Origin of the sequence: Immundisolibacter cernigliae (assembly GCF_001697225.1) — a bacterium.
GTDB classification, from domain to species: domain Bacteria; phylum Pseudomonadota; class Gammaproteobacteria; order Immundisolibacterales; family Immundisolibacteraceae; genus Immundisolibacter; species Immundisolibacter cernigliae.
This window is the reverse complement of sequence record NZ_CP014671.1, coordinates 563,923-577,468: the sequence shown is the minus strand read 5'-3', so window position 1 is coordinate 577,468 and position 13,546 is coordinate 563,923. Positions and strand designations below refer to the sequence as shown.

General features: G+C 68.2%; 15 protein-coding genes. 4 read left to right on the top strand and 11 right to left on the bottom strand.

The window, feature by feature from the left end; all coding sequences use genetic code 11:
- Positions 1-85: 85 nt before the first annotated feature.
- Positions 86-2,020, bottom strand: coding sequence for a serine protein kinase (locus tag PG2T_RS02715; protein WP_068802712.1), 1,935 nt, complete (start codon positions 2,018-2,020; stop codon positions 86-88).
- Between the two features lie 423 nt (positions 2,021-2,443).
- Here PG2T_RS02715 and PG2T_RS02710 point away from each other — a divergent pair, with 423 nt between their 5' ends.
- From PG2T_RS02710 to otsB, 3 genes are read left to right on the top strand one after another with little or no spacing between them, the layout of a single operon-like run.
- Positions 2,444-3,073 (top strand): NUDIX domain-containing protein, encoded by a 630-nt coding sequence (locus PG2T_RS02710; protein WP_068802711.1) that lies wholly within the window; start codon positions 2,444-2,446, stop codon positions 3,071-3,073.
- A 6-nt stretch (positions 3,074-3,079) separates the two neighbouring features.
- Complete coding sequence (locus PG2T_RS02705) at positions 3,080-3,898, top strand: phosphoglycolate phosphatase (protein ID WP_083214716.1); 819 nt, start codon at positions 3,080-3,082, stop codon at positions 3,896-3,898.
- A gap of 55 nt (positions 3,899-3,953) precedes the next feature.
- A complete protein-coding gene (otsB, locus tag PG2T_RS02700) occupies positions 3,954-5,102 on the top strand; it encodes a trehalose-phosphatase (RefSeq protein ID WP_068802709.1) in 1,149 nt (382 codons plus the stop codon).
- A gap of 13 nt (positions 5,103-5,115) precedes the next feature.
- Here the strand turns inward: otsB and PG2T_RS02695 are convergent, their stop codons facing one another.
- Positions 5,116-5,532, bottom strand: coding sequence for an FxsA family protein (locus tag PG2T_RS02695; RefSeq protein WP_068802708.1), 417 nt, complete (start codon positions 5,530-5,532; stop codon positions 5,116-5,118).
- A gap of 96 nt (positions 5,533-5,628) precedes the next feature.
- Between PG2T_RS02695 and PG2T_RS02690 the strand changes: the two genes are divergently transcribed.
- Positions 5,629-6,594 carry a dihydrodipicolinate synthase family protein gene (locus tag PG2T_RS02690; RefSeq protein ID WP_068802707.1) on the top strand — a complete coding sequence of 322 codons (966 nt, stop codon included), beginning with the start codon at positions 5,629-5,631 and terminating at the stop codon, positions 6,592-6,594.
- 57 nt (positions 6,595-6,651) lie between these two features.
- On the opposite strand, the gene PG2T_RS02685 is transcribed toward PG2T_RS02690, so the two are convergent.
- The 9 genes from PG2T_RS02685 to PG2T_RS02645 all read right to left on the bottom strand — a co-directional run bounded on the left by PG2T_RS02685 (position 6,652) and on the right by PG2T_RS02645 (position 13,543).
- Positions 6,652-6,981: a glycine zipper domain-containing protein gene (locus PG2T_RS02685; protein WP_068802706.1), complete on the bottom strand. Its 330-nt coding sequence runs from the start codon at positions 6,979-6,981 to the stop codon at positions 6,652-6,654.
- A 133-nt stretch (positions 6,982-7,114) separates the two neighbouring features.
- Positions 7,115-7,831 (bottom strand): glutathione S-transferase family protein, encoded by a 717-nt coding sequence (locus PG2T_RS02680; protein ID WP_068802705.1) that lies wholly within the window; start codon positions 7,829-7,831, stop codon positions 7,115-7,117.
- A complete protein-coding gene (locus tag PG2T_RS02675; RefSeq protein WP_068802704.1) occupies positions 7,828-8,952 on the bottom strand; it encodes a CaiB/BaiF CoA transferase family protein in 1,125 nt (374 codons plus the stop codon). Before PG2T_RS02675 ends, PG2T_RS02680 begins: the two co-directional genes overlap by 4 nt.
- A gap of 16 nt (positions 8,953-8,968) precedes the next feature.
- Positions 8,969-10,135, bottom strand: coding sequence for an acyl-CoA dehydrogenase family protein (locus PG2T_RS02670; RefSeq protein ID WP_068802703.1), 1,167 nt, complete (start codon positions 10,133-10,135; stop codon positions 8,969-8,971).
- 24 nt (positions 10,136-10,159) lie between these two features.
- Positions 10,160-10,813, bottom strand: a complete 654-nt coding sequence (locus PG2T_RS02665) for a DUF4126 domain-containing protein (RefSeq protein ID WP_068807624.1) — start codon at positions 10,811-10,813, stop codon at positions 10,160-10,162.
- 116 nt (positions 10,814-10,929) lie between these two features.
- Complete coding sequence (locus tag PG2T_RS02660; RefSeq protein ID WP_068802702.1) at positions 10,930-11,430, bottom strand: TPM domain-containing protein; 501 nt, start codon at positions 11,428-11,430, stop codon at positions 10,930-10,932.
- 2 nt (positions 11,431-11,432) lie between these two features.
- The gene (locus PG2T_RS02655) at positions 11,433-12,287 is read right to left on the bottom strand and encodes a TPM domain-containing protein (protein ID WP_068807620.1); all 855 of its coding nucleotides are present in this window, start codon (positions 12,285-12,287) and stop codon (positions 11,433-11,435) included.
- A gap of 25 nt (positions 12,288-12,312) precedes the next feature.
- A complete protein-coding gene (locus PG2T_RS02650; RefSeq protein ID WP_068802701.1) occupies positions 12,313-12,918 on the bottom strand; it encodes a LemA family protein in 606 nt (201 codons plus the stop codon).
- A gap of 37 nt (positions 12,919-12,955) precedes the next feature.
- On the bottom strand, positions 12,956-13,543 hold the full coding sequence (locus tag PG2T_RS02645) for a DUF3501 family protein (protein WP_068802700.1): 588 nt from the start codon (positions 13,541-13,543) through the stop codon (positions 12,956-12,958).
- Positions 13,544-13,546: the final 3 nt, after the last annotated feature.

Here is a 13,546-nt window from a genome sequence, read left to right as displayed (position 1 = left end):
ATCGCCGCGTGGCACGGTGCGGCGCCGTATGCGACGGGCTGGCGGCGACCGGGGCCGCCAGCCCGTTTTCAAGCCTGCCTCGCGGTCAGTCCTTCCACAGGTTGTTGGCCGCGTACTTGAGCACCACCTCGGCCGAGTGCTCGTTGTAGCCCAACTCCATCATGCGCTGGATCAGCGTGTCGTACTTGTCCTTCTGCTCCTCGTCGCGGGTGCGCGACTTGGTGACGATGCGGCTCATGTCGCGCACCGAATGCAGCAGCTTTTTCTCCAGCGCGTCGCGCAGCGGCTCGTAGGCCCGGTAGCTGACCTTCTCGCCGCGCCGCGTGGCCGCCCACAGGTAGGACATGACTTCCTGCCGGAAGCCTTCGGCCGCCGAGCCGACGATGCCGATCTGCTCCTCGACCGATTTCAGGAAGCTCTCGTCCGGGCGCAGCTCCTCGCCGGTGTTGCGGTCCTTGACCTTGGACTTGTTCACGTAGGCCTCGGCGTGGTCCAGATAGTTCTGGAACAGGTCCTCGGCCTGCTGTTCGAACGAGAACACGAAGGCGCGTGTGACCTCCTTTTCAAGGATGTCCAGGTAGGCCTTGTGCAGGGTGTCCTGCAGGAACTCCAGGTACAGCTTCTTGGTGTCCTCGGCCATATCGGCGCGCTTGACCATGTCCACCAGCGCCTCGCGCACGCTGATCGGGTTGATGCCGACTTCGGGGTTGTCGGCCAGCGCATTGTCGAGCGCCTTCATGATGAAGCGGGTCGAGATGCCGAACAGGCCCTCGCGGTGGGTGTCTTCCTGCAGGGACTTGGCCGACAGCTTCAGCGTGGTGCCTTTCTTGACCACTTCCTCGCCGTCGTACAGGCGCAGCTTGGTCATCAGGTCGCACTTGGAGGTGGGCTCCAGGCGCGACAGGATGGCGAACATGCTGACCGTTTCGAGCGTATGCGGCGCGATGTGGGCCCGGAACTGCGACTCGCGCAGCATCTTCTCGTAGATCTTGATCTCTTCCGATAGGCGCAGGTTGTAGGGCACCTTCACCACCACGATGCGATCCATGATCGCCTCGTTGGTGTGGTCGGCCTTGAACTTCTGCCACTCGGCCTCGTTCGAGTGGGCGATGATGGCGCAGTCCACGTACACCGTGCCGTGGCGGCCGGGCGCCGGCACGAACTTCTCCTGCGTGGCCGTGATCATGGTGTGCAGGTATTCGGGCTCGTTCTTGAACACCTCGATGAACTCGACGATGCCGCGGTTGCCGACGTTGAAGGCGCCCGACAGGTCCAGCACCCGCGGGTCGGACTCCGAGTAGCGGTCGAGCTTGGAGATGTCCACCGAGCCGATCAGGACCGAGGTGTCCTGGTTGTTCGGGTCGACCGGCGGCACCACGCCAATTCCCCGCCGCCGGTGGCGGGAAAATGCCACCCGCGCGACCGGCACGTCCTCGTAGCGCCCGCCGAATTCGGTTTCCAGGCGGTGCCGGCACATGGGGCAAAGCTCGCCCTCGATCGGCACGCCCAGCACGTCCGAGAAGCTGCGGCGCAGGTGTACCGGTATCAGATGCAGGGGTTCCTCGGCGATCGGGCAGCCGTCGATGGCGTAGACCGGCTCGGTTTCCTCCAGCGCCCGTTGCAGCTTGGCCACCAGCGAGCTCTTGCCGGCGCCGACCGGGCCCATCAGGTACAGCACCTGGCGGCTTTCCTCGCCGCGCAGGGCGGCCGAGTGCAGGTAGCGGACGATCTGTGCGATCGACCGCTCGATACCGAAGAATTCCTTCTCGAAGTAGTGGTAGCGCTTGATGCGCTCGTCGCCGAACAGGTGGTTCAGGTGCGGGTCGTCGGTCTCGCCAAGGTCGGTGGCACCAGCCGCCGTGACCGCCTCGTACAGACGGGCGTGCGCCAGCTTCGGGATGGTCGGGTCTTGGCGTACCAGTTCCAGGTAATCCAGGAAATTGCCCTGCCAGCTGTGCTCCTGGCGCGCTTTGCGGTCTTCACCGATCAGGTCAGCGAAGGATCCAGTACTCGTACCCATGTAACGACCTCCGTCGTGTGTCAATCCTGTTGCGTGCGTGCGGTTTCCTGTTTCTGATTGCCTTGTGTTGTCGACCATCCGTTGCCTGCTGGCATTCCCCGACCCCGCCCACGCAGCGGTCCGCAGGGGCCGCAGGGGCAGGAACGATGTCAGGGGTGGATGACGCCTCCCAAAGTGACTGTTATCAAGACCCGTGCCAAGTGGCCAGGTCGGTCTCGTTCCCCATGCCGTGGGCCGGTTCCGCGCCCTGCATCACTGTGGTTCTTTGACCCGAAACGGCGCAGCAAGTTGACGGGTCGTCGCACTGCGCTGGTGCATGGACTCTTGTAACCCCATTCGGTTGCGCCGGCAAACCCCCGCACCGCTGCTACCATGACAAGCTCACCCCCGCCTACTGTCCGATGCAAAGCAGCGCGCGTCCCGATGAGCCCCAGTGAATTCGACCGCCAGCGCGATGTGGAAGTGCTGCAGCGGGAAACGGTTTTTCAGGGTTACTTTCGCGTCGACCAGTATCGCCTGCGCCACCGCCTGTTCGGCGGCGGCTGGAGCCGGCCGTTCCAGCGCGAGCTGTTCGAACGCGGCCACGCTGCCGCCGTGCTGCCCTACGACCCGCAGCGCGACAGCGTGCTGCTGATCGAGCAGTTCCGCATTGGGCCGTACGCGCACGGCGGGGCGCCGTGGCAGATCGAAATCGTCGCCGGCATCATCCACGATGCAGAAACTGCGGCCGACGTGGCCCGGCGCGAGGCAGTCGAGGAAGCCGGCTGCCAGCTCGGCCCCGACTTGCTGCCGATTGCCGCCTACTACATGAGCCCCGGCGCGGTCAGCGAGCATCTGACCCTGTACTGCGCGCTGACGGACCTGACCGGCGTCGGCGGAATCCATGGCGTGGACGACGAGGACGAGGACATCCGCGTTCACGTGATTCCCTTCGGCACGGCCCTCGAATGGCTGGCGGCCGGCCGGATCCAGAACAGTCCGGCGATCATCGCCCTGCAGTGGCTGGCCCTGAATCGGGCCCGTCTGCAAGCCAATTCGCCTGAGGCGGGCTGAGCCGGCATGACGCGCGCCTGCGATGCCGCACGGGTGGCGACAGCAAAGACGCCGTCAGGCCACGCCGTTGCACCATTGCAGGGCGCACTTTCGCTGGCACCGCAGGCGATCCTGTTCGATCTGGACGGCACCCTGGTCGACAGCGTGCCCGATCTGGCGCGTTGCGTGAACGCCGCGCTGGCCAGTGTCGGACACGCCGCGGCCGACCAGGACCGCGTGCGCGGCTGGGTCGGCAACGGCGCCGCGCGTCTGCTGCACCGCGCGCTGACCGGCTGCCCCGAAGGCGTTGCGCCGGCGGCACTGCACGGCCAGGCGATGGCCGTTTTCAACGCTCACTATGCCGCCGAACCCTGCCGCGACAGTCGGCTCTATTCGGGTGTCGCCACCACGCTGGCGGCACTGGCTGGCGCCGGCATCCGGCTCGGTTGCGTCACCAACAAGCCACACCGTTTCGTCGGGCCGCTGCTGGCGGCCCTGGGCCTGGACGCATGCTTTGCCATCATCATCGGCGGCGACAGCACGGCCCGCCTCAAGCCGGATCCACTGCCGGTCCTGGCGGCCCTGTCCGGGTTGGGTGTGGCGGCCGAGCGCTGCCTGCTGGTCGGGGACTCGCACATAGACATGGCGGCGGGGCGGGCGGCTGGTGTTGCCACGGTGGCCGTGACCTACGGTTACGACCGCAGCTGCGATTTTTCGGCGGCCGGCGCGGTGGCCGTGTTCGACCGCCTGACGGACCTGCCCACGGTGTGGGGGCAGCCGGCCATCATCGGCCGGGCCGCCGCGATGCCGGGCACTGCCGATGCGCCCGCCGGCGGGGTGAGTTAGTCTGCCAGCGCCGGATCAGCCGTCTCGCCACAGCGTTTCCCACCGGACTCCCGCCATGCCCAAGCTCGCGTCCAACACGGCTTCCGATTCGCTTCAACCCAGTGCCGTTCTGGTCGTCAGCCAGCGCCCGCGGCCTGGCCTGGGGCGCATCCTGCCGTCCCTGGAGGCGCTTGGCCTGCCGGCGGTGGCGATGCTGGCCAGCCAGCTCGGCGATGCGCTGCCGCCGCCGTTTCACGCGGCGCCGCAGCAGGTGGTCGTGCTGGCCATCGATGCCGAGTCGGTGCGCGCCGCCTGGCGCGCCGGCGCCGGCCTGGTGGCGGGGCTGGGCAGTGGCAAGCACGGTGCGTCGCAGCTTGCCGCGGGCGCGGAATTGCTGCTCGAGGCGCCATCCGAGATCGGCAACGGCAGCCTGCTGAGCGCGTACGCCGAAAAATTCCGCGCGCTGCCGGATGCCGCTGCGATCCTCGCCGCATTGGCCGGCCGGCCGCTGGCACTGCTGTTCGATTTCGACGGCACGCTGGCGCCGGTGCCCGATCATCCGGCCGACGGTTGCCTGCCGCCGGCCATGCGCGAGCTGCTCGCACGCCTGGTGGCGCGCCATCCGCTGGCGGTGGTCAGCGGTCGGGCGCTGCATGATCTGGCCACGCGCGTGGCCCTGCCGTCCGCCTATCTGGCCGGCAATCACGGCCTTGAACTGCGCGGTGCCGACTACGATCCGCAGGCGCTTGAGCTGGCGGCCGGCTGGCGGCCGCTTCTGGATGCCGTGCACGATCGCCTGTCGCCGCTGCTGGGCGGGTATCCGGGCTGTGTCATCGAGCACAAGGGCGTGACCGTCTCGGTGCATTACCGGGCCGTGGCGCCGGGCGCCGCGGTCATGCTGCGCCGCGATGTGGTAAGCGCGGTTGCCGCCTTCGACGGGCTCGTTGTCGACGGTGGCCGGCAGGTGCTGGAAATTCGCCCCGCCATCGATCGCGACAAGGGCACGGCTGTCGAGTGGCTGCACGGGCGCATGCAGCGCCTGGTCGGACACTGCATGCCGATTTTCTTCGGTGACGATCTGGCCGACGAAGCCGCCTTTCGCGCCGCGCGGCGGGCCGGCGGCTACGGGGTGCTGATCGCCCGCAGCGGACGGCCGACGGCGGCAAGCTGCCGTCTGGACTCGCCCGAGGCCCTGCTGGCCGCCCTGGCGTCGCTGCTGGACTGAGGGCGGTCGGCGTTCAGTCCTCGTCGCGGCTGCGAAACTCGCCTTCGATGATGCGCACCTGAGTGCCGGACCCAGGGCCGGGCAGGCCGGCCAGGCGTGACGCCAGCCAGCGCCGCAGCGGCGCGATCAGCAGGCACACACCGACCGCGTCGGTGATGAAGCCGGGCACTACCAGCAGCAGGCCGGCGAGCTGCGCCAGCACGGCTTCCAGCATCGGTCCCGCCGGCGATTGCCCGCCGGCCAGAGCCGACCGCAGCCGCGCCACGCTGGCGATGCCGTGGTAGCGCATGACCGCGCTGCCGGCGACGGCGCCCAGGATCAGCAACAGCAGCGTCGTGAGCGCGCCCAGTCGCGCCGCCGCCAGCAGCACCAGATAAAGCTCGGCCAGCGGCAGGCCAACGAACATTGCGAAAAACACAAAGCGGCGCATGGCAGACATCAGCGTGATTGAAAAACCGGGGACTATGATGCCCGCTGCCGGTCGCTGCGGTCGCCGGACTCACGCATGGAACAGGAGGAGAGCAGCATGGAATACACGCGAAACGAAGCCAAGTCTTGGGCGCAGGCCAACCTGCACGGCTTTCACGACGCCCCGCTGACGCCGTTCACCCGCGACGGCGAGGTGGACGCGCCGGCCCTGCGGCACAACATCGATGCCTTCGTCGACATGGGCATGGAGGGCATCGTGGTCGGCGGTTTCATCGGCGAGGCCTGGAACCTGACCCTGTCCGAATGGATGCGTTACCACGAGCTGGTGGCCGACGCGAACGCCGGGCGCATGAAAATCTCCACCATCATCCTGGACCCCTCGGCCCGCCAGGCGCTGGAGAAGATCGAGTTCACGCGCACGCTCGGCTACCAGGTGGCAGAGGTCATGAACCCGGCCGTGCAGCTGAAAAGCGACGATGAAATCTTCGCCTTCTACAAGTACCTGACCGACCGCAGCGACATGGCCATCGTGCTCTACCGCACGCCGGTGTCGGGCACGGTGCTGAGCCTGGAACTGATGCAGCGTCTGGCGGACCTGCCGACCCTGGTCGGCGTCAAGCAGGGCTCGTTGCGCCGCTCGGACACCTACAAACTGCGCCGCGACCTGCGCCAGGATTTCTTCGTCTCGGAGCCGATGGAGCAGTACTTCCTGGACGATTTGCGCCTGGGTTACAAGTTCCTGCAGTGGGCGGCCTTTCACTACACGGTGTTCGGCAAGCTGCGCCCGGTGATCCGCCAGTACATGGCCGACGCGGCGGCCGGCGACTGGCCGGCGGCGCAGGCCAAGTGGCTGTCGCTGCGCGCGGCGTCCGGCTTCATCGAGGACATGACGGTCTGGGAACTGGCCCGCACCGGCACCTATGCCAGTGCCTTCACGCTGCTGAAACCCTGGTACGACGCGATTGGCCTCAAGGGCGGCTACGTGCTGGCGCCGGTGGCGGACGTCACGCAGGAACGCCGGGAGTGGCTGGGCGGCAAGCTCCGGGAACTGGGCATCGCCTGAAGGCGAACGACCGACAACGGGCTTGCGTCCGTTGTCGGTCGATTTCCTGCGGGCGGCTCAGCAGTTGCCCTTCTTGGCCTGGCCCGGCGGGCAGAAGTGGCCGCCGTGGCGGTGGCCGCCGTCGTCGTACGGGTATTCGACGTAACGGCGGCGGCCGTCACGGTAATGATCACGGTCATCGTCGGTGGTGATGGCTGCGCCGGCTGCGGCGCCCACCGCGCCGCCGATGATGGCCCCGTCGCGGCCTCCCACCTCGTTGCCGATGGCGGCGCCCGCGGCGCCACCCAGGCCACCGCCGATGGCGGCATCCACGGTGTCGCTGGCCTGGACGCTGCTCACGGCGACCAGAGTCAGCAGGGCAAAACAGCAGGTCTTGATTGTTTTCATCGGCAACGCTCCTGATGGCGATCGAATTGCACGTCATCGACCACGGTTGATGGATTCTTCATGCGCCCCGTCGATCACGACGCAGGCGCAGTATGCGGGCCGCTGGCTGAACGGGGGCTGAACGGCATCCCCTTCAGCGCGCGGCCGCCAGCGACGGATAGAAACGCTGGTTCATGCGCTGGTAGTAGGCCATCAGGTTGGCGGTGCGCTGGATGCGCTCGCGCATCGGGTTGTCGATGGGCGGCCCGACCAGGCTCATGATGAAGGCGTGCGCCGTGGCATCCACGCTGGTGGGGGTGTCGCCCAGCAGGAACGCCTTCTCGCCCAGCAGCACCGACAGGGCGTCAAGATCCGCAAAGCCGAAGCGGAAAATCTCGTCCCGGCTGTGCCGGCCAAGGCCCTGGCCGGTCAGGTTGCGGCGCAGGCTGCGGCGGGCCAGCGGCGGGATGATCACCCGCAGCGGCCACGGCAGGTCGCCGAACAGCGCCTGGCGCATGGCTTGGTAGCCGTTGTCTTCCATCCAGCGGCAGTGCAGCAGCACCCAGTAGGTGCTGTCGTGCAGCATGCGGTTGATGGCGTGGGCGCGGGCGCGCTGTTCGGCCGTCAGGCTGGCGTCGACGCGGTCGCCATACTTGTCCTTCAGGTACTCGATGACCAGTTCCGAGTCGCCGATGGTCTGGCCGTCGTCACGGATGAACGGAATCTTGCCCTTGGGGCCCTTGCGGGTGTCGTTTTCGGTGATGACCTCGAATGGCAGGCCGGTCATCTTCAGGTACAGCTCGAGCTTGATGCAGAACGGACTGGGGTTGGGCAGGCCCCAGGCGGGGGCGAACTGGTACAGCTCGATCATGAAGGCTCCGTAGGGGACAGGATCAACACGCCGGCCGCGGCCAGCGCCGCGACGGCGGCGGCATCGTAGCCGATGGCGGCCAGCACGGCCGCGGCGTCGGCGCCGAGTGTCGGTGCCGGCTGCGCCGGTGCCGGCAGGGGTGCGCCGTCGACGCACACCGGAAAGGCGGGCGCCGCTGCGCCTGGGCTTTGCTCGGCCAGCGCCTCGGCCACGTCCTGCACGCGCACCATCGGCAGCCGGTGCGCCTCGGCCAGCGCCTCCCAGTCGCCTGCGTCGCGGCTGGCGAACAGCGCTTTCAGTTCCGCCTGCAGCGCGTCGCCGTGCCGCTGGCGGCTGGTGAGGTCGGCGTATTGCGGGGCGCGCAGTGCGGCCCCGGCCTCGCCCAGCGCCGCCACGAAACCGTCGAAGAAATGATCCTCCAGCAGGCCGGCGGCGATCAGCGCGCCGTCGCGGCAGGTGAATAGATCGTTCGCCGGGTGCAGATGGGTCCGCGACTGGGCCGGCGCCAGCCCGCGGCATGCCGCCAGACTCAGCGCCGCATCCGTCAGCGAGGCATCGAGGTAGGCGCCTTCGCCGGTGGCCGCCCGGCGCAGCAGGGCTGAGACCACGGCCAGTGCCGCAAACAGGCCCCCGGCGGTGTCGGCCACCGGCACGCCCGGTCGCTGCGGCGGTCCCTGCCAGTGACCGGGCCGGGCCAGCGCGCCCCCGGCGGCCAGATAGGTCAGGTCGTGGCCGGGCAGGGCGGCGCGCGGGCCGGTCTGGCCAAAGCCGGACAGGGAGCAGTAGACAAGGTCCGGCCGGGCCTGCTTCAGCGTGTCGTAATCGACGCCCAGCCGCGCCGCCACGCCGGGGCGAAAGCCCTCCAGCACCACGTCGAAGCCGGCCACCAGGCGCTGCACGAAGGCCCCTGCGCCGGGCGCCTTAAGATCCACGCAGACGCTTTTCTTGCCACGGTTGTTCATGGCGAACAGCTCATCGGGCAGATGGCGGCCCGGATCGCCGCCCGGCGGTTCGAGCTTGACCACCTCGGCGCCCAGCGCCAGCAACTGCGCGCCGGCGAACGGCCCCGGCAGGAAGGGCGCCAGTTCCAGCACCCGCACGCCGGCCAACGGCGCGAACATCAAATTGCCTCGGGCATCAGTACGACTTGGGCAGGCCCAGCACCCGCTCGGCCAGATAGCACAGCACCAGCTGCGGGCTGACTGGCGCCAGGCGGGTGATCATCACCTCGCGCAGGTAGCGCTCGACGTGGTACTCCTTGGCATAGCCGAAGCCACCGTGGGTCATCACCGCCTGGGTGCAGGTCTTGAAGCCGGCCTCGGCGGCCAGGTACTTGGCGGCGTTGGCATGCGCGCCGCAGTCGGCGCCACGGTCGTACTGGCTGGCGGCATTCAGCATCACCAGGTTGGCGGCTTCAAGCTCGGCCCAGCATTCGGCCAGCGGATGCTGGATGGCCTGGTTCTGGCCGATCGGGCGGCCGAACACCACCCGCTCCCTGGCGTACTCGGTGGCCTTGCGCAGCGCCGCGCGGCCGATGCCGATGGCCTCGGCGGCGATCAGGATGCGCTCCGGATTCAGGCCGTGCAGCAGGTAACGAAAGCCCTGGCCTTCCTCGCCGATGCGGTCCTGCACGGGGATTTCCAGGCCGTCGATGAACACCTGATTCGAGTCCACGCACTTGCGGCCCATTTTCTCGATCTCGCGCACCTCGACCCGGGCGCGGTCCAGGTCGCAGTAGAACAACGTCAGGCCGTCGATCGGCCGGGCGGTTTCCTCCAGCGGCGTGGTGCGGGCGATCAGCAGCATCTTGTGGGCGTGCTGGGCGTTGCTGGTCCACACCTTCTGGCCGTGGACCACGTAACGGTCGCCGTCGCGGCGGGCAAAGGTTTTCAGATGCGTCGTGTCCAGGCCCGTGTTCGGCTCGGTCACGGCAAAGCAGGCGCGCTGCTCGCCGCGGATCAGCGGCGGCAAAAAACGCTCGCGCTGCTCGGGCGTGCCGAATTTGACGATCACGTTCGGCCCGAACAGGTTCAGGTGAATGGCCGAGGCGCCGGACAGGCAGGCACCCGAGGCGGCCACGGTCTGCATCATCAGCGCCGCTTCGGTGATGCCAAGCCCGGCGCCGCCGTAGGCCTCCGGCATGGCGATGCCCAGCCACCCGCCGTCGGCCATGGCGCTCACGAAATCCAGCGGAAATTCGCCGTCGTGGTCCCGTTCGAACCAGTAGCGGTCGTCGAAGGGCGCGCACAGGCGCTCGATCTGCTCGCAGATGGCCTGCTGGTCGGCGGTCAGCTCGAAATCCACGTTACTCCTCCGGCCTGAATTCTTTTATTGATGTTCGATACTGGCCGGCGGGTCGGCAGCGGGCGCGCGCGGTCGCCGGCCCAGCAGTCGCAGGATGCCGCCGCCGACCTTGCGCAAGGCCCGAAACACCCTGGGCAGCAACCAGACAACCAGCACCAGGAAGGCCACCAGCAGGCTGATGAACAGCCAGGGCTGGTTCAGCGCCGCCCACAGGCCGCCGAATACGGCGACATCCTCGGCCACCGACGCGGTCCAGTTCGAGAACGGCTCCGGCGAGGTGTTGATCAGCAGGCGCGTGCCGGCCTTGGTGACGTGACTCGTCGCGGCCATGCCGCCGCCCAGGATGCCGGCGGCGATTTCGAGCGCCGGCGTGACCTCGCCCACGGCGCCGGCCGCCAGAAGCGCCCCGGCCGGGATGCGGATGAAGGTGTGCAGCGCGTCCCAGCCGCTGTCGACGCCCGGCGTCTTGTCGGCGAAGAATTCCACCCCGTACATCAGGCCGGCGGCGCCGATCACCAGCGGGCTGGCCAGCACCTGCAGGTCGGGCGGCAGGGCCAGGTCGCCGGTGGCCCCGGCGATGCCCAGCACCAGCAGGGCGGCGTACAGGTTGATGCCGCTGGCCCAGCCGACGCCCAGCGTCAGCGCGATGGTGCGGACAAGTTCGTGATAGCTGTCCAAGGCGGCCTCACCGGCAGGCTGCAACGGGGCCGGCAGTATCGCATGGCGGCCCCTGGCCGCCTGGTGCCGGGAGCGGGTGGTGACCGGAATGTCGCAGCCGGTCCGTGCCGATCAGCTCACAACATCAGCGGGGTGTCGGGCAATTCGTTCCCGACATCGCCGCCCGCGGCAGGGAAGTGCCGCGTCAGATGCCTGCTTACCGCGTCGATGCCGTGGATCGCGCCTGCCGCGTAATCGCCGCGCCTGAAGGCGCTTTCCATCTCGCGGCAGATGGCTTCCCACTGTTCGGTTCCCACCCGCGCGTGGATGCCGCGGTCGGCAACGATCTCCACGTCCCGGTCCGCCAGCAGCAGGTAGATCAGCACGCCGTTGTTGTGCTGCGTGTCCCAGATGCGCAGCTGCGAGAAAAGCTCGAGCGCACGCTCCCTGGCTGTCTGGCCGCCAAACAGCGGTCCGTTGTCCAGCGCCGCCTCGACCACGAAGCGCAGCTGCCCTGCGTGCTGCTGCTCGCTGGCCCCGATCGCCTGCTCGATGGCCGCCAGCGCCGCTTTTGGAAAGGCCCGCGTGAGGTGCCGACGGGTCGTGAGCAGGTGCCTGAGGATGCGTTTCAAGTCCATGCCTACCACCGCCCCGACGCGCCGCCGCCACCGAAGCTGCCGCCGCCGCCGCCGAAACCACCGCCGCCAAAGCCGCCGCCGCCAAACCCGCCGCGACCGCCCAGACCCCCCGGATAACCGCCAAAGCCACCGCGTCCGCCGCCGAGCAAGGTAAACAAAAAGGCCAGCACCCCGGCGATCAGGGCCACGATGACCGTGCCGATCAGCAGCCACGCGACCACCGCGATGATGGCGCCGCCGACCGCTGCGCCCGGCAGCCGTCCGAGCACCGCCCGCAACACGCCACCGATCGCCACCATCAGAAACAGGACCAGGGGCAGATTACGCAGCAACGCGGCGCCTTCCCGCACCGGCCTGGCTGGCGCAGGGGGCAGGACTTCGCCGTCGATGACGCGAATCATCCGGTCCACACCGGCACTGATGCCGCCGTAGTAGTCGCCTTGCCGGAAATAGGGCGTGATGACTTCGCTGACGATGCGTTTGCTGGTGGCGTCGTTCAGGGCGCCTTCCAGGCCGTAACCGACTTCGATGCGCAGCGTGCGGTCGTCCTTGGCCACGATCAGCAGGGCGCCGTCATCGACCTTTTGACGTCCGAGTTTCCACTGCTCGACTACGCGCAGGGAATACTGCTCGATCGTTTCCGGCGCCGTGGTGGGCACCATCAGGACGGCGATCTGTCTGCCCTTGAGCGCTTCGAAGGCGCGCAGTGACTGTTCGAGCGTGGACTTTTGCTCGGGTGTCAGGGTCGCCGTCAGGTCGGTGACGCGGGCCGTCAGCGACGGGACGGCCACCTCCGCGTGGGCCGCCCATGGGCTGCACAGCGCCCAGGCCAGGATCAGGATTCGGGATGCCGTCAGCACCGGGCGTCGCCGCGGCGGTTGGTCACGGCCGGGCCGGTGCCGGGCTGAAATCGACCTTCGGCGGCGCCGAAATCTCCTGCTCGTTCTGGACCGTGAAATTCGGCTTCACGCGGTAGCCGAACAGCATCGCCGTCAGGTTGGACGGGAACGAGCGCACCGTGACGTTGTAGTCCTGCACGGCCTTGATGTAGCGGTTGCGGGCCACGGTGATGCGGTTCTCGGTGCCTTCCAGCTGCGCCTGCAGGTCGCGGAAATTGGCGTCCGATTTCAGCTGCGGGTAGTTCTCGGACACCACCAGCAGGCGCGACAGAGCGCCGGTCAGTTGCCCCTGCGCGGCCTGGAATTTGGCGAATGCTTCCGGGTCGTTGAGCAGTTCCGGCGTGGCCTGGATCGAGCCGACCGAGGCGCGGGCCTGCGTCACCTGCGTCAGGACCTCCTTCTCCTGCGCGGCGAAGCCCTTGACCGTGTTGACCAGGTTGGGCACCAGGTCGGCGCGGCGCTGGTACTGGTTCAGCACCTCCGACCAGGCCGCCTTGACCTGCTCGTCACCGGTCTGGAACTTGTTGTAGCCGCAGCCGCTCAGGGCCAAAGCCAGCAGCGTGGCCAGCAGCAGTCTTGCCTGTCGCATTTACGGTGTCCTTGCGATGGGTGCGTGTGGTGGCCGCTCAGCCGACCAGATCCGCCGCCAGCGCCGCGCGCGTGGCGGCCGGCAGGGGGTCGATGCTGACCGTCATGTTCGGGTGGTCGATGCCGGCGGCCAGGTCCGCGCCTGCATGCAGCGCCCCGATCATGGCCGGCGTGAACTCGAAGCGCGCGAAATGCACGGCGGAGGTCTTGTCGTCGTTGGCGCGCTCCATGTCCTCGTCGGCGATGGCGTATACCGGCTCGTGGCCGGCCACGCGCAGCCAGACGCGGTCCTCGACGCCGATCAGCTTTGCCAGCGCCTGACGCCGCTCGGCCTCGTCGTCGTACTCAATCATGAACGTGGCCTTCAGGTTCTGACCGTCCGGGATCAGCGGGTTGTAGGCGTCCAGCTCGTCCTGGATGCCGCGCGCCTCGAACACGCGCTCGATGCGCAGCATTTCCTGGATCTGGTACTGGACGGTCAGGCGATCCTCGAAGGCCAGCGTGGCGTGCGGGCCAAGCTGGATATGGCGATTTTTCTTGTGCTCCAGCACGCGGGCACGCATCGCCGGGCGCTGCTCGGCGTACTGCTCCAGCGACAGCAGGTCGGCGCGGGTGAGTTTTTGCATGGC

Excerpts from the sequence above, each read along its gene's own strand:
- PG2T_RS02690 (WP_068802707.1), top strand. The coding sequence starts at position 5,629 with ATGGAATACACGCGAAACGAAGCCAAGTCTTGGGCGCAGGCCAACCTG.
- PG2T_RS02675 (WP_068802704.1), bottom strand. The coding sequence starts at position 8,952 with ATGTTCGCGCCGTTGGCCGGCGTGCGGGTGCTGGAACTGGCGCCCTTC.
- PG2T_RS02650 (WP_068802701.1), bottom strand. The coding sequence starts at position 12,918 with ATGCGACAGGCAAGACTGCTGCTGGCCACGCTGCTGGCTTTGGCCCTG.
- PG2T_RS02710 (WP_068802711.1), top strand. The coding sequence starts at position 2,444 with ATGAGCCCCAGTGAATTCGACCGCCAGCGCGATGTGGAAGTGCTGCAG.
- PG2T_RS02660 (WP_068802702.1), bottom strand. The coding sequence starts at position 11,430 with ATGGACTTGAAACGCATCCTCAGGCACCTGCTCACGACCCGTCGGCAC.
- PG2T_RS02680 (WP_068802705.1), bottom strand. The coding sequence starts at position 7,831 with ATGATCGAGCTGTACCAGTTCGCCCCCGCCTGGGGCCTGCCCAACCCC.
- PG2T_RS02705 (WP_083214716.1), top strand. The coding sequence starts at position 3,080 with ATGACGCGCGCCTGCGATGCCGCACGGGTGGCGACAGCAAAGACGCCG.
- PG2T_RS02685 (WP_068802706.1), bottom strand. The coding sequence starts at position 6,981 with ATGAAAACAATCAAGACCTGCTGTTTTGCCCTGCTGACTCTGGTCGCC.
- PG2T_RS02695 (WP_068802708.1), bottom strand. The coding sequence starts at position 5,532 with ATGCGCCGCTTTGTGTTTTTCGCAATGTTCGTTGGCCTGCCGCTGGCC.
- otsB (WP_068802709.1), top strand. The coding sequence starts at position 3,954 with ATGCCCAAGCTCGCGTCCAACACGGCTTCCGATTCGCTTCAACCCAGT.
- PG2T_RS02645 (WP_068802700.1), bottom strand. The coding sequence starts at position 13,543 with ATGCAAAAACTCACCCGCGCCGACCTGCTGTCGCTGGAGCAGTACGCC.
- PG2T_RS02715 (WP_068802712.1), bottom strand. The coding sequence starts at position 2,020 with ATGGGTACGAGTACTGGATCCTTCGCTGACCTGATCGGTGAAGACCGC.